Consider the following 18,823-nt stretch of genomic DNA (forward strand, 5'->3'; position numbering starts at 1 on the left):
AGGCGTCCGGCAGACGGGTCAGAAGCTGTGCTCGTCGGCGGGAAAAACGCCGCTGGCAACCTCTTCTGCGTATTGCGTTGCGGCCCTGCGCAGTTCGGCTCCGACGTCACCGAACCGTTTGACGAAGCGGGCGGTCTTGCCGTTGGTGAGCCCTGCCATGTCCTGCCAGACCAGCACCTGTGCGTCGCAGTTGGGGCCCGCCCCGATGCCGACGGTCGGGATGGTCAGCTTGCCGGTGATCTGGGTGGCCAACTCGGCTGGCACCATTTCCATCACGACTGAAAACGCGCCGGCTTCGGCGACGGCAATCGCATCGGCGATGGTCTGTTCGGCGGCGTCACCTCGGCCCTGCACCCGGAAGCCGCCGAGGCTGTTGACACTTTGCGGGGTGAAGCCGATGTGCGCCATCACCGGGATACCGGCCGCGGTCAGCGTGGCGATCTGCTCGGCCACCCGTTCGCCGCCTTCCAGCTTGACCGCGTGCGCGCCGGCCTCCTTCATGAACCGGGTGGCAGTGGTCAGCGCGGCGGTGGGTCCGGCCTCATAGCTGCCGAACGGCAGATCGGCGACCACCAGAGCGTGCGGGGCGCCGCGCACCACACCGCGAACCAGCGGAATCAGCTCGTCGACGCAGATCGGCACGGTGGTGTCGTAGCCGTAGACGACGTTGGCAGCGGAGTCACCGACCAGCAGCACGGGAATGCCGGCGTCGTCGAAGATGCGGGCGGTGGAGTAGTCGTAGGCCGTGAGCATGGCCCACTTGTGGCCTTCGGCCTTCATCTTCTGCAAGTGGTGGATGCGGATCTTGGTCCGCGGTGCAGTGGCCTGCTGGGAAGCGCCGTACACGGTCTGTTCAGACATCATTGTCCCTAGTGATGGTCGGGTCGATCCTCGTGGCCCTGCCGGGTCCCCGGGTTCGTCTGATCATGCCAGTCTGCCATCTATCGCGGTGCCGATACACGCCACGCCCAGTGGACTTCCTCACACCGGGATCCGCGCCCGCGATTTTCACTCCATCACGCAGTACCGGACATACCATCTGCGAATGCAGCGGCTCAGCGGACTCGACGCCAGTTTCCTGTATTTAGAGACCCCTTCTCAGCCATTGCATGTCTGTTCGATCCTGGAAGTCGACACCTCGACAATGCCGGGCGGCTACAGCTTCGACCGGTTTCGCGACGAATTGGCGATCCGGATCAAGGCGATGCCGCAGTTCCGCGAGAAGCTCGCCGACAGCCCGCTCAACCTCGACCATCCGGTGTGGGTGGACGACGAGAGCTTCGATGTCAGCCGGCATCTGCACCGCATCGGGTTACCGCCACCGGGAGGGCGGATGGAGCTGACGGAGATCTGCGGCCATATTGCGGCCCTGCCGCTGGACCGCAGCCGGCCCCTCTGGGAGATGTGGGTGATCGAGGGCGTCGCGGGCACCGATGCCCAGAGCGGCGGCCGGCTGGCGGTGATGACCAAAGTGCACCACGCATGCGTGGACGGGGTGACCGGTGCGAACCTGATGTCGCAGCTGTGCAGCACCGAAGCAGACGCACCCGCGCCGGAAGCGGTGGACGGCGTAGGCGGCGGCGACCAGGTCCGGATCGCGTTGGGCGGCTTGGCGAGATTCGCGTCGCGACCGCTATCTCTGCGCAAAGTGCTGCCCAACACGGCGACGTCAGTGGTCAAGACGCTGATGCGGGCGAGTAGCGGGCAGACGATGGCACGTCCGTTCGCCGCGCCGCAAACCACGTTCAACGCCAGCATTACCGGGAACCGCAACATCGCCTATGCGCAACTGGATCTCGAAGACGTCAAGAAGGTCAAAAACCACTTCGACGTCAAAGTGAACGACGTGGTGATGGCGCTGGTGTCCGGGGTGCTGCGCCAATTCCTGCTTGACCGTGGCGAACTGCCGGACTCTTCGTTGGTGGCGATGGTGCCGGTATCGGTGCACGGCAAATCCGACCGGCCGGGGCGTAACCAGGTTTCGGGCATGTTCGCCAGTTTGCACTCCAACATCGCCGACCCGGCTGAGCGCATCAAGGCCATCTCCGAAGCGAATTCGGTTGCCAAACAACACAGCTCGGCGATCAACGCGGCGCTGCTGCAAGACTGGTCGCAGTTCGCGGCGCCAGCGGTGTTCGGCCTGGCCATGCGGACCTACGCCCGGACACGCCTGACCCGCAGCCGCCCGGTGCACAACCTGGTGATCTCCAATGTTCCGGGCCCGCAGATGCCGTTGTACCTGCTGGGCTGCGAAGTCAAGGCGATGTATCCACTGGGCCCGATCTTTCACGGCTCGGGCCTGAACATCACGGTGATGTCGCTGAACGGCAAGCTGGACGTCGGCCTGATCGCCTGCCCGGAGTTGGTGCCGGACTTGTGGGAGTTGGCCGACGACTTCCCCGTCGGGATGGAAGAACTGCTGCTTGCTATCCGGTGATATGCGCCGGCGTGGTCAGTTCTGAGCGCATGGCAGCATAGGTGACCATGGGCTTGACTCGCCGCGACACGATCGCGTGCACGATGCTGATCTGGACCGCGATGGCCACGATCGTCATGACAGTGGCGAGCTGCACTCACGTCGTGAGTGGACGCGCGGTGTTGGAGGGCCCGAAAATCGGTCAGGCGCTGGAGTGGGGGCAGTGCCGGGTCACCGGCGGTACTGCGGTGAAGCTCCCGGCCGGCGCGCAATGCGGCAAGATCGCCGTGCCGGTCGACTACAACCACCTCGACGGCGATGCCACGACGCTGGCGATGATGCGTTTTCCGGCGACCGGCGACAAGATCGGCTCACTGGTCATCAATCCCGGCGGGCCCGGAGAGTCTGGTATCGAAGCCGCGGTCAGTGTCGTGCAGTCGTTGCCGACACGGGTCCGTGAGCGCTTCGACCTGGTCGGCTTCGACCCTCGCGGGGTGGCGTCGTCGCGCCCGGCGATCTGGTGCAACTCCGACGCCGACAACGACCGGCTCCGTGCCGAGCCTCAGGTCGACTACAGCCCGGCGGGCGTGGCGCACATCGAGGACGAAACCAAGGAGTTCGTCGGCCGCTGCAAGGCCAAGATGGGCAACAATTTCCTGGCCAACGTCGGGACCGTCAATGTCGCACGCGACCTCGACGCCATCCGCGATGCGCTCGGCGACGACAAGCTGACCTATCTCGGCTACTCCTATGGGACGCGGATCGGCTCCGCCTACGCCGAGGCCTATCCGCAGAACGTGCGGGCGATGATCCTCGACGGCGCCGTCGACCCCAACGCTGACCCGATCGAGGCGGATCTGCGGCAGGCCAAGGGATTTCAGGATGCCTTCAACGACTTCGCGGCCGACTGTGCGAAGGCCCCGACGTGCGCGTTGGGCACCGATCCGGCGAAATCCGTCGACGTCTACCAGAGCCTGGTGAATCCGCTGGTCGACCCGGACAACCCGAGGATCGGCAAGCCGGCGCCCACCAAAGATCCGCGCGGCCTCAGCTACAGCGACGCGATCGTGGGAACCATCATGGCGCTGTACTCGCCGACGCTGTGGCACCATCTGACCACCGGGCTGAGCGAACTGAGAGGCGGTCGCGGCGACACCCTGCTGGCGCTGGCCGACATGTACATGCGCCGCGATTCGCACGGTCACTACACCAACGCCAGCGACGCCCGGGTGGCGATCAACTGTGTTGATCAACCGCCGGTCAAGGACCGGGCCAAGATCATCGACGAGGACCGTCGCTCACGCGAAATCGCACCGTTCATGAGCTACGGAAAGTTCACCGGCGACGCGCCGCTGGGGACGTGTGCGTTCTGGCCGGTGCCGCCCACCAGCAGACCGCACGTCATCTCTGCGCCCGGACTGCCGCCGACCGTGGTGGTCTCGACGACCCACGACCCGGCGACACCGTACAAAGCCGGTGTCGACCTCGCCAAGCAACTGCGCGGGTCGCTGCTCACCTTCGACGGGACTCAGCACACCGTTGTCTTTCAGGGTAACGGCTGCATCGACGACTACGCGACGGCGTATCTGATCAATGGGACCACGCCGCCGCCGGACGCGAAATGCTAAGACTCCGCGGCAGATAACGAGACCAAGGTGTGACCTTGTGGCCGTGCAGCATGGCTCTGACCCGTGCGACGATGGACAGCCATGTGGCGCATGAGACGGCTGAGCTCTGCGCTGCTTTCGTTTGCGTTGTTGACCGCTCCCGCCGTCGCACCGGCCGGTGCCGCCCCGGAAGCAGACGCCGGTCAACCCATTACGGCGCTCAGCTGGGGAAGCTGTAGCCGATTTCTCGATGACACCAGCGACATTCCCACCGCCCGCTGTACTACCGTGCCGGTCCCGGTCGACTACAGCGAGCCAACCGGCGCTCAGGCGCAGCTCGCGCTGATTCGGATTCCGGCCACCGGCCCGCGGATCGGATCATTGTTGGTCAATCCCGGCGGGCCGGGAGCCTCGGCCGTCGACACCGTCGCGGCGATGGGGGCGGCGCTGTCCGACAGCGAGATCGCGCAGCGCTTCGACCTGGTCGGATTCGACCCCCGTGGGGTCGGCCACTCCACGCCGGCGCTGCGCTGCCGCACCGACGCCGAATTCGACGCGTATCGCCGCGAACCGATGGTCGACTACAGCCCAGCCGGGGTTGCCCACATCGAGGCGCTCTACCAACAGTTGGCCCGACAATGCTCGGAACGAATGGGCGCGGCGTTCCTGGCCAACGTCGGAACCGCGGCTGCCGCCCGCGATATGGACATGGTCCGGCAGGCGCTGGGCGATGAGCAGATCAACTACTTGGGCTACAGCTACGGCACCGAGTTGGGCACCGCCTACGTCGAGCGGTTCGGCGAGCACGCGCGGGCCATGGTGCTTGACGGCGCGATCGATCCCAGCGTCGGCCCGATCGAGGAAAACATCAACCAAATGGCCGGGTTTCAAACCGTGTTCAACGACTACGCCGCGGATTGCGCCCGCTCGCAAGGCTGCCCGTTGGGCACCGATCCCACCAAATGGGTGAGCCGCTACCACGACCTGGTCGACCCGCTTGTCGACAAGCCCGGCAAGACGTCGGACCCGCGGGGGCTGAGCTATGCCGATGCCACCACCGGGACGATCAACGCGCTCTACACCCCGCAGTACTGGAAGTTTCTGACCAGCGGGCTGTTGGGGCTGCAACGCGGCGCCGACGCTGATGACCTGTTGAAGCTCGCCGACGACTACAACGGACGCGACGACAGTGGCCACTACGACAACTCCCAGGACGCGTTCAGCGCGATCCGCTGCGTCGACGCACCCGCGCCTACCGATCCGGCAGCGTGGGTGGAGGCCGATCGCAAAATCCGGCAGGTCGCACCGTTCCTGTCGTATGGGCAGTTCACCGGCTATGCGCCGCGCGATCTGTGCGCGCTGTGGCCAGTTCCGGCAACGTCGTCGCCGCATACGGCCGCGCCGGTGGCTTCGGCCGATTGCCCGGCTCCTCCTCGCGCCGCTGCGCAGCGCGCATCGTCGCCGTGCGGAGACAAGGTCGTTGTCGTGTCCACCACCCACGACCCGGCCACCCCGTATCAAGCCGGAGTTGACCTGGCCCACCAGCTCGGTGCCCCGCTGATCACCTACGACGGCACGCAGCACACCGTGGTATTCAGCGGCGACCCCTGCGTCGACACCGCAGTAGTGCGCTACTTCGTCGACGGGGCCTCGCCAGGCAGCCTGCGGTGCTGAGACGCGATACGCTTCGCATCATGGATCGACAGAAGGAATTCGTGCTTCGCACGCTGGAGGAACGGGATATCCGGTTCGTCCGGCTGTGGTTCACTGACGTGCTCGGTTACCTCAAGTCGGTCGCGATCGCCCCGGCCGAACTCGAGGGTGCCTTCGAAGAGGGCATCGGCTTCGACGGGTCGGCGATCGAGGGTTTCTCCCGGATCTCCGAAGCCGACACGGTCGCGCATCCCGACCCGTCGACGTTCCAGGTGCTGCCCTGGACCACCACCGCCGGCAGCCACCATTCGGCGCGGATGTTCTGCGACATCACGATGCCCGACGGGTCGCCGTCCTGGGCGGACCCGCGGCATGTGCTGCGACGCCAACTCGGCAAGGCCAACGATCTCGGCTTCTCCTGCTACGTGCATCCCGAGATCGAATTCTTTCTGCTGAAGCCCGGCCCAGACGATGGGCAGCCGCCGGTGCCGGCCGACGATGCCGGCTACTTCGACCAGGCCGTGCACGACTCCGCGTCCAACTTCCGCCGCCGCGCCATCGAAGCCTTGGAGTCGATGGGCATTTCGGTGGAGTTCACCCACCACGAAGGAGCCCCCGGCCAGCAGGAGATCGACCTGCGCTTCGCCGACGCGCTGTCGATGGCCGACAACGTGATGACCTTCCGCTATCTGATCAAGGAAGTCGCTCTGGAGGAGGGCGTGCGGGCCTCCTTCATGCCCAAGCCTTTTGGGCAGTTCCCCGGCTCGGCGATGCACACCCATATGAGCCTGTTCGAGGGTGAAGTCAACGCGTTCCACAGCCCTGACGATCCGCTGCAGCTGTCGGGCATCGCAAAGTCGTTCATCGCCGGAATCCTCGAACACGCCTGCGAGATCAGCGCGGTCACCAATCAGTGGGTCAACTCCTACAAGCGGCTGGTGCACGGCGGTGAGGCACCCACCGCGGCGTCGTGGGGGGCGGCCAACCGGTCGGCGCTGGTTCGGATTCCGATGTACAGCCCGCACAAGACCTCGTCGCGCCGCATCGAGGTGCGCAGCCCCGACTCGGCCTGCAACCCTTACCTGACGTTCGCCGTACTACTGGCCGCAGGGCTGCGCGGGGTGGAGAAGGGCTATGCGCTGGCACCGCAAGCAGAAGACAACGTGTGGGACCTGACACCCGAGGAACGCCGCGCGATGGGCTACCGCGAGCTGCCGGCCAGTCTGGATCATGCCCTGCGGGCTATGGAGCAATCTGAGCTGGTTGCGGAAGCGTTGGGGGAGCATGTATTTGACTTCTTCCTGCGGAACAAGCGCCGAGAGTGGGCGAACTACCGCAGCCACGTCACGCCCTACGAGCTGAAGACTTACCTTTCGCTGTAAACGCGCTCCGGTGCGTGCGCTACCGTCGTGGTCGTGAGCCAACCCGCCACGCAGCGCCCGAAAGTGCCCAGCGTGGGCCGGCTCGGGTTGGTCGATTCTCGGGCGAGTGCCAACTTGGCACAGCTGGGCTGGAACACCGACGCACATATCGACTTGTTGTGGTCGCTGTCGCGCGCGCCGGATGCCGACGCTGCGCTGACCGCGATGGTTCGGTTGTCCGAGGCCCTCGACGCCGGTTGGGATGAACTCAACGCCGCGCTGCTGACCGATCGCGGGCTGCGGGGCCGGTTGTTGGCGCTGCTCGGGTCCTCGCTGGCATTGGGGGACCACCTGGTCGCCCACCCGCAGTCGTGGCGTCTGCTGGCCGGCTCGGAGGGCACCGTGACGTTGCCGTCAGCTGAGGACTTGCGTCGCAGCTTCACCGAGTGCGTCACCGAAACCTCAACCGTCCCAATCATGGAGCGGCTGCAATCGCTTTATCGTGACCGGCTGCTCGTGCTGGCGGCACTCGATCTGGCACCGGCTGTCGAGGACGAGCCGGTGTTGCCGTTCACGGCTGTCGGCGCTCACCTGGCCGATATCGCCGATGCCGCGCTGGCGGCGGCGCTGGCAGTGGCCCAATCCACCGTCTGCGGTGCGGACGCCCCGCCCCGGCTGGCGGTCATCGCGATGGGCAAATGCGGTGCCCGTGAACTGAACTACGTCAGCGACGTCGACGTGATCTTCGTCGGCGAACACGCCGACGCAGCGACCAAACGGGTCGCGGGCGAGATGATGCGGCTGGCATCCGAGGTTTTCTTCGAGGTGGACGCCGCCCTGCGCCCGGAGGGCCGGCAGGGTGAGCTGGTCCGTACCGTCGACTCACACGTCGCCTACTACCAACGCTGGGCCAAGACCTGGGAGTTTCAGGCATTGCTCAAGGCCCGGCCCGCCGCCGGCGATCCCGAGCTGGGGGAGAGCTACCTGGCTGCGTTGATGCCGATGGTGTGGAGCGCCTGCGAACGCGAGGATTTCGTCGACGAAGTGCAAGCGATGCGGCGGCGGGTGGAGCAACTGGTGCCGGCCGACGTCCGCAGCCGCGAGATCAAGCTCGGCAGCGGAGGGCTGCGTGATGTCGAGTTCGCGGTGCAGCTGCTGCAACTGGTGCACGGCCGCAGTGACGAGTCACTGCATGTGGCTTCCACGGTGGACGCGTTGAGCGCACTGGGCCGCGGCGGCTACGTCGGGCGCGACGATGCCGCGAACCTGACCGCCTCCTATGAGTTCCTCCGGCTGTTGGAGCACCGGCTGCAGCTGCAGCGGCTCAAGCGCACCCACCTGCTGCCCGCCCTCGACGACGACGAGGCGCTGCGCTGGTTGGCGCGCGCGGCCCACATCCTGCCCGACGGGCGCCACGACGCACTCGGGGTGTTGCGCGAGGAGCTCAAACGCCAGAACCTGCGGGTGTCCCGGCTGCACGCCAAGTTGTTCTACCAGCCGCTGCTGGAATCGATTGGTCCTGCGGCACTGGAGTTTTCCCACGGCATGACGCCGGAGGCCGCCGAGCGCCAGCTGGCGGCGCTCGGCTACGACGGTCCGCAAAGCGCGCTGAGCCACCTGTCGGCGCTGATCAACCAGAGCGGACGGCGCGGACGGGTTCAAGCGGTCCTGCTACCCAAACTGCTGGACTGGCTTTCCGACACTCCTGACCCGGATAGCGGGCTGTTGGCCTACCGCCGGGTCAGCGAGGCGATGGTCGATCAGCGGTGGTACCTGTCGACGCTTCGGGACAGCAGCGCAGTGGCCAAGCGGCTCATGCATGTATTGGGCACCTCGGCGTACGTGCCGGATCTGCTGATGCGCGCCCCGGAAGTGATCCAGCAATACGGCGACGGGCCGGCCGGCCCGAAGCTGCTCGAAACCTCGCCCGAGGCGGTGGCCGGCGCGTTGATCGCGTCGGCCGGCCGGCATGCCGACCCGATCCGGGCCATCGCCGCAGCACGCACCCTGCGCCGGCGCGAGCTGGCCCGGGTGGCCTCGGCCGACCTGCTCGGCATGCTCGAAGTCACCGATGTCTGCGCCGCACTCACCTCGGTATGGGTGGCGGTGCTACAGGCCGCCCTGGATGCGGTGATCCGGGTGAACCTTCCCGAGCAGGGATCCGCCCCCGCCAGTTTTGCGGTGATCGGCATGGGCCGGCTGGGCGGTCGCGAACTGGGCTATGGCTCCGATGCCGACGTGATGTTCGTCTGCGAGCCGGCTGACGGTGTCGAGGATTCGGCGGCGGTGCGCTGGTCGGTGTCGATCGCCGAGCAGGTAAGGGCGCTGCTGGGGACGCCCAGCGTCGACCCGCCGTTGGAGGTCGACGCCAACCTGCGCCCGGAAGGCCGCAACGGTCCGCTGGTCCGGACGTTGGCGTCCTACTCCGCGTACTACGAGCAGTGGGCGCAGCCGTGGGAGATCCAGGCGCTGCTGCGGGCGCACGCGGTGGCTGGCGACGCGGAACTCGGCCAGCGGTTTTTGCTGATGGCCGATAAAACGCGTTACCCCGACGGCGGGGTGTCGGCCGAAGCGGTGCGTGAAATTCGGCGGATGAAGGCCCGGGTCGACGCCGAGCGACTGCCGCGCGGCGCCGACCCCAACACCCACACCAAGCTGGGGCGCGGCGGGCTTGCCGACATCGAGTGGACCGTGCAGCTATTGCAGCTTCGCCACGCGCACGCTATCCCGGCGCTGCACAACACCTCGACGCTGCAGAGTCTGGATGTCATCGCGGCGGCCGAACTCATTGCCGCCGACGACGTGGAGCTGCTGCGGGAAGCCTGGCTGACGGCGACCCGGGCCCGCAATGCGCTGGTGCTGGTGCGCGGCAAGCCCACCGACCAGTTACCCGGGCCGGGACGACAGCTCAATGCCGTCGCGGTGGCCGCCGGCTGGCGCAACGGCGACGGCGGCGAATTCCTGGACAACTATCTGCGGGTGACTCGACGTGCAAAAGCAGTGGTGCGCAAGGTGTTCGGTGACTAGGGAGGCCAGTTGAACATTACCTACGAGGTCATGAGCGCCCAGGAGCATACGCGGCTGACGGCGTTGTATGGTCCGCTGACTGATGCGGTGCGCGACCTCATCGACGCCACGCTTCGTACCCAGGTCGACGGGGACACCGTGCATGATGCGCGAACCGCGATTCAAGCGGTGACTCGGACACTGCGCAGCAGCCAACTCGACGAACCGCAAGGCGTGCGCTACGCCGTCGACGGGCGCCCACTGGCGTGGGGCAACGCTGTGATCGGGATGCGCAACCCGATTTCGCCGCCCCTGACCATTCACCATGACCCAGACGGCGTCAGATGTTGGAGCGAATTCTCGCTGGGCTTGGCCTATGAGGGGCCGCCGGGCCTGGTGCACGGCGGCATCTGCGCCCTTGTGCTCGACCACATTCTGGGCGAGGCAGCCAGTGAAGGACTGACCAAGCCATTGTTCACCGGCACCATCACCGTCAAATATCTGCGCGGCACTCCACTGGGCAGGCTTCGCGCCGAAGCCACCATCGAGCGCGTCGAAGGCGTCAAAACCATTGCCCGCGGGCACCTCTCCGACGGCGACGGGATCACCGCCGAAGCGGAAGGGGTCTTCGTCAAGCCGGCCTGGGCGCGGGAAGTCGGATGAAGTTCTACATCAGCAGCGCTTATCTGAGCACCGGCGAGATCGTCGAAATCGCCAAGGCCGCCGACGACCTGGGCTACGACGGTATCGGTATCCCCGATCACATCGTGAATCTGGAAACGCTGAGCACGCCCTACCCCTACACCAAAGACGGCGAGCGACGGTGGCAGCCGTTCACCCCGTGGCCTGACCCGTGGGTTTTGGTCGGCGCGCTCGCGCAGGTGACGACCCGGCTGCGGTTCGTCACCACCGTCTACATCCCGGCGATGCGAAATCCCTATGCGACGGCCAAAGCCATCGGTACCGCCGCCTGCCTGGCCGACGGCCGGGTGGAACTCGGTGTGGGCGTTGGCTGGTGCGCCGACGAATTCGCGTTGATGGAGCAGCGATTCGAAGACCGCGGCAAGCGCACCGACGAAATGCTGGAGTTGATGGCCGCGCTATGGAGCCCGGGCTGGACGGAGTTCGAGGGCCAGTTCTACCGGACACCGCGGCTGGAAATGGAGCCGACACCGCCGCCGATACCGGTGTACGTCGGCGGGCTCAGCGAAGTCGCACTGCGGCGCGCGGCGCGCCACGACGGCTGGATAGGAGACCTGATCAAAACGGATCGTGCGATCGAGGCCGCGAACCGGCTGCGTGCATTGCGGGCCGAAAATGGTTTGTCGATGGATGATTTCACGATTCTGACGCCGCTCACCGATGCATTGACCGTCGCCGATTACCAGCGGGCCACCGAGGCCGGCATTAGCGGCATCCTCACCATGCCGTGGATGTTCTACACCGGGCCGGATGCCACCCTGGCCGAGAAGGTCGACGGCATGCGGCGGTTCCGTAAGGATTTGCGGCTCGACGAGTGAGACGGCCAGTCGCGCAAGTCTCATGGCGGCGACGTGCGTATCGGGGTCGGCGACGATCGCCATCCCGCGTCGTAGGGACGTCGAGCCACTTGTGGGCGTCGAAAGGCTGAGAAAGCATTCCTTTGCTCGCCCGTTTGCCTTAGCGTTACCAGCGTGGAGGCACATCGAACCCCCGAACTGGTGCCCGTCGAGGCACTGCGCTCAGGTGACCCGATCACCGATGTCCAAGGTGGCGGTCAGCACTACACCGTTCTCGAATCCAAAGCCATCGGCGAGAGTTGCGTTGTCCTTGAACTCGAGTCGAAAGCCAATGATCGGCTTCGGGTGATCGAGATGTCGTTTCCGTCCGGCTATCACATGGGCAGGTCACCTCGTCGAATTCTGTGACGCCGGAAGTCAGGCCGTTCCGCATCGACCTGTCGAGCGAAGTCCTCGACGATCTGCGGACACGTTTGGCGCACACCCGATGGCCGGAAGCCGAGTGCGTCGAGGACTGGAGCCAAGGTATGCCCTTGGCCTACACCCGTGAACTGGCCGCCTACTGGGCCGACGGATACGACTGGCGGTCTCGCGAAGCTGCGCTGAACCGCTTCGATCAGTTCATCACCGAAATCGACGGGCTGGACATCCACTTCATCCATCAACGCTCACCGCATGCCGATGCGCTGCCGCTGCTGATCACCCACGGCTGGCCCGGTTCGATCGTGGAGTTCCACAAGGTGATCGAGCCGCTGGTCAACCCGACGACGGGCCGCCCCGAGGACGCATTCCACGTCGTCTGCCCTTCACTTCCCGGTTACGGGTTCTCCGGCAAGCCGACGACGACCGGATGGGGTGTCGACAACATCGCGCAGGCGTGGGCGACGTTGATGGGCCGCCTCGGCTACCACCGCTACGGCGCGCAGGGCGGTGACTGGGGTGCCGCGGTCACCACCCAACTGGGCCGCAATCGTGGCGACTGCATCGCCATCCACCTGAACATGCCGATCGCCCGGCCTCCGGCGGAGGCAATCAGCGATCCCACCGACGACGAGCAACGAGCGCTGGCGGCGGTCGCCCACCATCGCCGGTGGGGCACCGGCTATTCCAAGCAGCAATCCACCCGGCCGCAGACGCTGGGTTATGGGCTGGTCGATTCGCCGGTGGGACAACTGGCCTGGATCGTCGAGAAGTTCTGGGCGTGGATGGACTGCGACGGACACCCGGAAAATGTGGTGAGCCGCGATGAGCTTCTCGACAACGTGATGTTGTACTGGGCGACGGCGACCGGCGCGTCCTCAGCACGGTTGTATTGGGAGAGTTTCCCAAGGTTCGGCGAGTTCGACCGGGTCGAACTGCCCACCGGCGTCGCCGCATTTCCCCGGGAAATCCTTCCCGCGCCCCGACACTGGTGTGAGGCCATCTACAACATCACGCACTGGACGACGATGCCGCGCGGCGGGCATTTTGCCGCTTTCGAGCAGCCCGACCTCTTCGTCGACGACGTTCGTGCGTTCTTTGCGAACTTCCGATAGTCAGACGTCGGCGATTCGGGTAGCCGGTTACCCTATTGCGCTTCTGCAGACTGGCGGGATACTGATAACTCTCCGGCGAGGACAACCCTGCGGGAGGTGCACGAACATGACGCAGTCACCGACGAGGGTCAACCGCACATTGGCGATCAGCTACGGCGCGGTGAGTTACCTGGCGTTTGTCGCGAGTTTTTTGTACGCAATCGGCTTCGTCGGCAACATCGTGGTGCCGCGCACTGTCGATCACGCCATCGCCGCTCCGGTTGGGCAGGCGATTGTGGTGAACCTGCTGTTGCTCGGGCTCTTCGCGGTCCAGCACAGTGTGATGGCGCGACCGGTGTTCAAGCGATGGTGGACCCGCATCGTGCCAGAGCCGCTGGAACGAAGCACATATGTGCTGCTGTCGAGTTTGGTGCTGTTCTTGCTGTACTGGCAGTGGCGATCGATGCCCGCCGAAATATGGCACATCGGCTCCCAAGCCGGTCGGCTGGTGGTCTGGGTGGTGTTCTGGATCGGCTGGGTGGTCGTGTTTGCGGGAAGCTTCATGATCAGTCATTTCGATTTGTTCGGCCTGCGTCAGGTGTATGCGGTCTGGCAGGGAAAACCGCAGAGCGACATTGGTTTTCGTGCGCCGATGCTGTACAGCTTGGTGCGCCACCCGTTGATGCTGGGCTTCATCATCGCCTTCTGGGCGGCGCCGACAATGACGGCCGGCCATCTCCTCTTTGCCGTCGCCACCACGGCTTACATTCTGATCGCGGTGCAGTTCGAGGAACACGATCTAGTGGCGGTGCTGGGCGCGCAATACCGCAGCTATCGCCAAGAGGTGCCGATGCTGCTGCCGTATCCGCGCCGACGCCCACACCATCCGACGTCGAGCATGGCGGAGCCCTCCTAGCGTCGCGGAGAAGACATCCGACCGAGCCGCGGGCGTCGTGCCATCCGCCGCGGCCCTCGCCAACGGGTCTGCAACCCCCGCCAACCGGCCCCGGTACGACGCGCATCCAATGCGTACGCGCCGCCACCGATGAAGATCAATAGCAGAAAAGCAAAGCAGTACACGACGGCGAGTTCGCCGTGATTGGTGAGCGGCCAAAATCCGTACGGCAGGTGCTCAGTGAAATAGGCGACGGCCATCTCGCCGCAGGCGACGAAGGCAGCAGCCCGAGTGAACAGGCCGACGATGATCAGCACACTGGTGATCAATTCGATCCAACCCGCGTAATAGACCGGCCATTCGCCGACCGGGATCACCGGCCCTGCCGGCCAGCCGATCAGCTTGGACAGCCCGTGGCATAAGAACAGCAGCCCCAACACCACTCGAAACACCGCCACTGCCGACGGTGAACGCGTATTGAGCCGGCTCTCCAGATTGCGCGTCATGCGCCGACAATACGGCGGCGCGGCTATGTTGGAAACGAGCCGCATCGGGCTCGGGTACACACGATGTACTCATCTGCGAATCGCGGTCGAGTCGCGATTTCGTGGCCAAGAGAGAAAGTGCAACACTGTCTCAGATAACGGCAAAGCCGCCGCTACCCGTCCGCATCTCGGTGGTCTCAGCTGTCAGGCAGCGCGGTTCCGGAAAGGTCACGAGATGAAAGCCCTCGGGATGGTGGCGGCAGCTGTCTTGGCTTTCGCACCGTTCTCGGCGGTAGCCGCCACGTCCGGGGTGGCGCAGGCGGCGCCATGTGCCGGCGCCGGGGCCAATCCCAAGTTCTGCGACGACTGCCTGCGCTGGGTGGCGCAATATCGTCTGCCGTCGCCGCGCTCGTGTTACGAGGCCGCGCCGCCGCGTCCGGCGCCAGCGACCAGGGCACCCGCGCCGATTCCCCAGGCCCCGCCCGTGCCGATTCCCGTAGTCCCGGTCGCCCCCGCGCCGCCGTCGCAACCCCCGGAAGTTCTGCCGAAGCCGCCGCCCCTGCGGACGATTCCGGGGCCGAAGATCAACCCGCCGGCCCCGGGGGCGCCGCGGTACGCGCTGGTGACGGCACCGAAAGACCTGGATGCGTCACCGCAGGCGATCGCGGCTGCCAAAGCCGCACCGGCGACGCGGATTGATTTCAGCACACGCAACCCGATGCTGCAGATCGCCGACTTCGACCGCCAAGTGCAGAATGTGGTCAACGACCACCGCGGCAACGTCGACGTCGTCAAAGTCGGCTTCCGGGATCTGGTGCGCCCCCGCCATTGGGATTACATCGACTACGACGAGTACCACCGCCCGACGCTGTACAACCCGCTCGATGAGGCGATGACGTTCCGCTACTTGTACAACGGCGAACACCGTGAGGCCTACTTACCGGCCGGCGGCCGGATCGTGCTCGACGTCGCGGCCCTTGGCCTGTTCCCGTTCACCGCGGTCGGCGACAGCTATGTAGTGTCGGGCAGCTTCTACGGCGGCGCCTGGATACCGCCGGAGGGTTGGCAGGGCCCACCGCCACCCGACTACATCCCGGCGGCGCCGCCGGAGGTGTACCAAAACGTCGCGGCGTATGTCCCGGCCGAGGACAAGACCGTGAAAGTCGGCCAAGTGAAGGTGGTGGGCCACGACGACAGCCAACCCCCGGGCAGCAGGGACACCTTCCTTCTTGACGACTCCACGCTGGCGTGGGGCCAGGTCAACGATCCCGAGAGCAACGCCCAGATCAGAGTGACCAAGACTCAGTCGCTACCGGGGGCCGGGCCGACCGACAATGGCAGCTTCCTGGTGGCGCTGGCCGCTGCGGAGCCCCCGCAGCCCGCCCGACCCTGGTGGCCGCAGGCGCTGATCTACGGCGCGTTGGCGATCGCCGTATGCGGTGTGGCCTGGGGGATCAGTCGCGGAAGCAGCGGGCAGATCGGGCCGCCGGGCCCCTAGCGCGATCAGCAGTCGTAGTAGAGCGCGAATTCGTACGGATGCGGCCGGACGTTGACCGGCTCGATTTCGTTCTCGCGCTTGTAGGAGATCCACGTCTCGATCAGGTCGGTGGTGAAGACACCGCCCTCGGTGAGGTACTCGTGGTCGGCTTCCAGATTGTCGATCACGTCGGCCAACTGCGTGGGCGCCTGCGGGATGTTGGCGGCTTCGTCCGGCGGCAACTCGTAGAGGTCTTTGTCCACCGGCGCCATCGGCTCGATCCGCTTCTTGATGCCGTCGATACCGGCCATCAACATCGCCGAGAACGCCAGGTAGGGATTGCCCGACGAGTCGGGGCAGCGGAACTCCAGCCGCTTGGCCTTGGGGTTGTTGCCGGTGATCGGGATGCGCACACACGCCGACCGGTTGCGCTGGCTGTACACCAAGTTGATGGGCGCCTCGAAGTGCGGCACCAGTCGCTTGTAGGAGTTGATCGTCGGATTGGTGAACGCCAACAGCGACGGCGCGTGGTGCAAAATGCCGCCGATGTAGTGGCGAGCAGTATCCGACAGACCGGCGTAGCCCGACTCGTCGTAGAAAAGCGGGCTGCCCGCTTTCCACAGCGATTGGTGACAGTGCATCCCGGAGCCGTTGTCCCCGAACAGTGGTTTGGGCATGAACGTGGCGGTCTTGCCGCTCTGCCAGGCGGTGTTCTTGATGATGTATTTGAACAGCATCAGATCATCGGCCGCGTGCAGCAGTGTGTTGAACTTGTAGTTGATCTCCGCCTGGCCGCCACTGCCGACCTCATGATGACCGCGCTCAAGGGTGAAACCCGCATTGATGAGGTTTGTGGTCATCTCGTCGCGCAGGTCGACGTATTGGTCGGTCGGCGCCACCGGGAAGTAACCGCCTTTGGGGCGGACCTTGTACCCGCGGTTAGGACTGCCGTCGGCCTCGGTGGCCTGGCCGGTGTTCCACCATCCGGAGACCGAGTCCACCTCGTAGAACGAGCCGTTGATGCTCGAATCGAAGGACACCGAGTCGAAGATGTAGAACTCCGCCTCGGCGCCGAAGAAGGCGGTGTCGGCGATACCCGTACTGGCCAGGTAGTTCTCCGCCTTGCGGGCGACGTTGCGCGGGTCGCGCGAGTACGGCTCCCGGGTGAACGGGTCGTGCACGAAGAAGCTGAGGTTCAGCGTCTTGGCCGCCCGGAAGGGGTCGATCAGCGCGGTGTCCGGGTCGGGCAGCAGCATCATGTCGGACTCGTGGATCGACTGGAAACCGCGGATCGACGACCCGTCGAAGGCCAGCCCGTCTTCGAACACGCTTTGGTCGAACGCCGAAGCCGGAATCGAAAAGTGCTGCATGACGCCGGGCAGATCGCAGAAACGGACGTCGACGTACTGGACCTTCTCGTCAGCGATGAGCTTGCTGATGTCGTCGGCCGTCTTTTCGGACACCGAGGCGCTCTCCTTCACTACGGGCATTGGTGCGACTGCGGTCATTGAAGCGCTCTCCTCTACTGGCCGTGACGGGTGGCCCGATCAGACGCTAAGGAGGCGATGTTGCCCGGCAGTCAACCTCGTGTTGCGCTGACGTTACGCGATCCGGTTGGCGGCCGTCGAAACCGGGTCCGTGCCAGCCGATGCCTATTGTGGGGCCATGGCCCGCAGCATCGCATCCTGGCTATCCGGTCCCGGGCCGCTGAATTCCGACGGTCAGCAGCGGCAATACCCCGGCGAGACGATCGATTTGCCGAAACACGGGCCAGGCTCACTGGCCCGCAGCGGGCGCCGGGTGGCGGCACTAGTCGTCGACTGGTTAGTGGCTTACGGGCTCGCCGCGCTCGGTCTGACGTTCGGGCTCGTCACGCCGGGCCAACTCTCGACCGCGGTCCTGGTCATCTGGTTGGTGCTCGGCATGATCGCGGTGCGGTTGTTTCAGTTCACTCCAGGCCAGTTTGCGCTCGGACTGCGGGTGCAGTCCGTCGATGGGCGGATGCACGTCGGGCTTGGACGTGCCGCGTTGCGAGGGTTGATGATCGCGGTCGTCATTCCCGCGTTGTTCGTCGACGTCGACGGCCGCGGTCTGCAGGACCGGGTGACCGGCACGGCGGTCGTGCGGCGCTAGGTCTATCGCGGCGCTGGGCGTTAGCGCCTGCGCACAGTGCGCTGGACGCCACGCATCTTGGCTGCGCTGGGCATCGGGCCCTTGGGCAAGGTGGCGGCGCCGGCGCGTGAGCCCAGTGCGGTCAGCCGGGACTCCAGTGAGTCCATCTGCTTGACGGTGATGTTGGCCGGCAGCCGGGTCAGGTGGCGCTCGAGTTTGGCCAGTGGAATCTCGCCGTCGCCGTTGCCGACGACGATGTCGTAGATCGGTGTCTCACCCACCAGCCGCGCGGTGCGCTTCTTCTCCTGTGCCAGCAGCGGCTTGATTCTGGTCGCCGACCCCTCAGCGACCAGAATGACCCCGGGGCGACCGATCACTCGGTGCACGGCGTCGAAGCTGCCGGTAGCGGCCACGCCAGGGGTGACCCGCCACTTGCCGCGTAAGTTGTCCAGCGCCCAGGCCGCCGCGCCGGTTTGCCCCTCGGCCTTGCGGTACACCGACCGCTGGGCACGCCGACCGAAGATGATGAACGCGACCAGCGCACCCAGCACGATGCCCAGCGGGATCATCATCACCATGGTGAACCCGCCGGCGGACACGCCGACTGCCACCGACAGCCCCACGACCAGCACGAAAGCGGCGATCATGTAGGGCAGCAGGCGCTTGTCCTCTTTGCGCTGCATGGTGAACGCCTGCCACAGCTGGCTGCGACGCTCCTTGGCGGCGGCCTTGCGGGCCGCCTTCGCCTCGGCTCTGGCGGCTTTATTCGCCGCTGCATTACGGGATTTCGCCATGGCT

At 65.7% G+C, this 18,823-nt stretch carries 16 protein-coding genes; 12 read left to right on the top strand and 4 right to left on the bottom strand.

What is annotated here, in order from left to right:
* Positions 1-18: 18 nt before the first annotated feature.
* Positions 19-861 (bottom strand): 3-methyl-2-oxobutanoate hydroxymethyltransferase, encoded by an 843-nt coding sequence (gene panB / locus AC5Y5W_RS05280; protein WP_500022178.1) that lies wholly within the window; start codon positions 859-861, stop codon positions 19-21.
* 184 nt (positions 862-1,045) lie between these two features.
* On the opposite strand from panB, the gene AC5Y5W_RS05285 reads away from it, so the two are divergent.
* The 10 genes from AC5Y5W_RS05285 (at position 1,046) to mddA (ending at position 13,972) form a co-directional block, all read left to right on the top strand.
* Complete coding sequence (locus AC5Y5W_RS05285; RefSeq protein WP_500022179.1) at positions 1,046-2,437, top strand: WS/DGAT/MGAT family O-acyltransferase; 1,392 nt, start codon at positions 1,046-1,048, stop codon at positions 2,435-2,437.
* Positions 2,438-2,478: 41 nt separating this feature from the next.
* Positions 2,479-4,044: an alpha/beta hydrolase gene (locus AC5Y5W_RS05290; protein ID WP_500022180.1), complete on the top strand. Its 1,566-nt coding sequence runs from the start codon at positions 2,479-2,481 to the stop codon at positions 4,042-4,044.
* 81 nt (positions 4,045-4,125) lie between these two features.
* A complete protein-coding gene (locus AC5Y5W_RS05295) occupies positions 4,126-5,697 on the top strand; it encodes an alpha/beta hydrolase (protein ID WP_500022181.1) in 1,572 nt (523 codons plus the stop codon).
* A gap of 20 nt (positions 5,698-5,717) precedes the next feature.
* On the top strand, positions 5,718-7,058 hold the full coding sequence (gene glnA / locus AC5Y5W_RS05300; RefSeq protein WP_499884204.1) for a type I glutamate--ammonia ligase: 1,341 nt from the start codon (positions 5,718-5,720) through the stop codon (positions 7,056-7,058).
* A 27-nt stretch (positions 7,059-7,085) separates the two neighbouring features.
* Positions 7,086-10,064, top strand: coding sequence for a bifunctional [glutamine synthetase] adenylyltransferase/[glutamine synthetase]-adenylyl-L-tyrosine phosphorylase (locus AC5Y5W_RS05305; protein ID WP_500022182.1), 2,979 nt, complete (start codon positions 7,086-7,088; stop codon positions 10,062-10,064).
* A 30-nt stretch (positions 10,065-10,094) separates the two neighbouring features.
* Entirely contained in the window at positions 10,095-10,706 is a 612-nt protein-coding gene (locus AC5Y5W_RS05310; protein WP_500022183.1) for a PaaI family thioesterase, read from the top strand.
* Positions 10,703-11,563 (top strand): TIGR03619 family F420-dependent LLM class oxidoreductase, encoded by an 861-nt coding sequence (locus AC5Y5W_RS05315; protein WP_500022184.1) that lies wholly within the window; start codon positions 10,703-10,705, stop codon positions 11,561-11,563. Before AC5Y5W_RS05310 ends, AC5Y5W_RS05315 begins: the two co-directional genes overlap by 4 nt.
* Before the next feature lie 153 nt (positions 11,564-11,716).
* Positions 11,717-11,950, top strand: a complete 234-nt coding sequence (locus tag AC5Y5W_RS05320; protein ID WP_499899107.1) for a hypothetical protein — start codon at positions 11,717-11,719, stop codon at positions 11,948-11,950.
* Positions 11,947-13,077: an epoxide hydrolase family protein gene (locus tag AC5Y5W_RS05325; RefSeq protein ID WP_500022185.1), complete on the top strand. Its 1,131-nt coding sequence runs from the start codon at positions 11,947-11,949 to the stop codon at positions 13,075-13,077. Before AC5Y5W_RS05320 ends, AC5Y5W_RS05325 begins: the two co-directional genes overlap by 4 nt.
* A gap of 106 nt (positions 13,078-13,183) precedes the next feature.
* Positions 13,184-13,972 (top strand): methanethiol S-methyltransferase, encoded by a 789-nt coding sequence (mddA, locus tag AC5Y5W_RS05330; RefSeq protein ID WP_500022186.1) that lies wholly within the window; start codon positions 13,184-13,186, stop codon positions 13,970-13,972.
* Here the strand turns inward: mddA and AC5Y5W_RS05335 are convergent.
* The gene (locus AC5Y5W_RS05335; protein ID WP_500022187.1) at positions 13,969-14,457 is read right to left on the bottom strand and encodes a DoxX family protein; all 489 of its coding nucleotides are present in this window, start codon (positions 14,455-14,457) and stop codon (positions 13,969-13,971) included. The two genes, mddA and AC5Y5W_RS05335, sit on opposite strands and share 4 nt — an antisense overlap.
* 214 nt (positions 14,458-14,671) lie before the next feature.
* Between AC5Y5W_RS05335 and AC5Y5W_RS05340 the strand changes: the two genes are divergently transcribed.
* Positions 14,672-15,934 (top strand): hypothetical protein, encoded by a 1,263-nt coding sequence (locus AC5Y5W_RS05340; protein ID WP_500022188.1) that lies wholly within the window; start codon positions 14,672-14,674, stop codon positions 15,932-15,934.
* A gap of 5 nt (positions 15,935-15,939) precedes the next feature.
* Here the strand turns inward: AC5Y5W_RS05340 and glnA (AC5Y5W_RS05345) are convergent, their stop codons facing one another.
* Positions 15,940-17,376, bottom strand: coding sequence for a type I glutamate--ammonia ligase (gene glnA / locus AC5Y5W_RS05345; protein WP_500022189.1), 1,437 nt, complete (start codon positions 17,374-17,376; stop codon positions 15,940-15,942).
* A gap of 202 nt (positions 17,377-17,578) precedes the next feature.
* Here glnA (AC5Y5W_RS05345) and AC5Y5W_RS05350 point away from each other — a divergent pair, with 202 nt between their 5' ends.
* Positions 17,579-18,046: an RDD family protein gene (locus AC5Y5W_RS05350; RefSeq protein WP_500022190.1), complete on the top strand. Its 468-nt coding sequence runs from the start codon at positions 17,579-17,581 to the stop codon at positions 18,044-18,046.
* Positions 18,047-18,066: 20 nt separating this feature from the next.
* Here the strand turns inward: AC5Y5W_RS05350 and AC5Y5W_RS05355 are convergent, their stop codons facing one another.
* On the bottom strand, positions 18,067-18,819 hold the full coding sequence (locus AC5Y5W_RS05355) for a DUF4191 domain-containing protein (protein WP_500022191.1): 753 nt from the start codon (positions 18,817-18,819) through the stop codon (positions 18,067-18,069).
* Between the last annotated feature and the right edge of the window lie 4 nt (positions 18,820-18,823).

It is taken from the genome of Mycobacterium sp. NGS51 (assembly GCF_059812525.1).

What these genes read in the sequence shown, in the direction of transcription:
- AC5Y5W_RS05285 (WP_500022179.1), top strand. Translation starts at nt 1,046, where the DNA reads ATGCAGCGGCTCAGCGGACTCGACGCCAGTTTCCTGTATTTAGAGACC.
- AC5Y5W_RS05295 (WP_500022181.1), top strand. Translation starts at nt 4,126, where the DNA reads ATGTGGCGCATGAGACGGCTGAGCTCTGCGCTGCTTTCGTTTGCGTTG.
- panB (WP_500022178.1), bottom strand. Translation starts at nt 861, where the DNA reads ATGTCTGAACAGACCGTGTACGGCGCTTCCCAGCAGGCCACTGCACCG.
- AC5Y5W_RS05350 (WP_500022190.1), top strand. Translation starts at nt 17,579, where the DNA reads ATGGCCCGCAGCATCGCATCCTGGCTATCCGGTCCCGGGCCGCTGAAT.
- glnA (WP_499884204.1), top strand. Translation starts at nt 5,718, where the DNA reads ATGGATCGACAGAAGGAATTCGTGCTTCGCACGCTGGAGGAACGGGAT.
- AC5Y5W_RS05335 (WP_500022187.1), bottom strand. Translation starts at nt 14,457, where the DNA reads ATGACGCGCAATCTGGAGAGCCGGCTCAATACGCGTTCACCGTCGGCA.
- AC5Y5W_RS05355 (WP_500022191.1), bottom strand. Translation starts at nt 18,819, where the DNA reads ATGGCGAAATCCCGTAATGCAGCGGCGAATAAAGCCGCCAGAGCCGAG.
- AC5Y5W_RS05315 (WP_500022184.1), top strand. Translation starts at nt 10,703, where the DNA reads ATGAAGTTCTACATCAGCAGCGCTTATCTGAGCACCGGCGAGATCGTC.
- mddA (WP_500022186.1), top strand. Translation starts at nt 13,184, where the DNA reads ATGACGCAGTCACCGACGAGGGTCAACCGCACATTGGCGATCAGCTAC.
- AC5Y5W_RS05340 (WP_500022188.1), top strand. Translation starts at nt 14,672, where the DNA reads ATGAAAGCCCTCGGGATGGTGGCGGCAGCTGTCTTGGCTTTCGCACCG.
- AC5Y5W_RS05310 (WP_500022183.1), top strand. Translation starts at nt 10,095, where the DNA reads ATGAGCGCCCAGGAGCATACGCGGCTGACGGCGTTGTATGGTCCGCTG.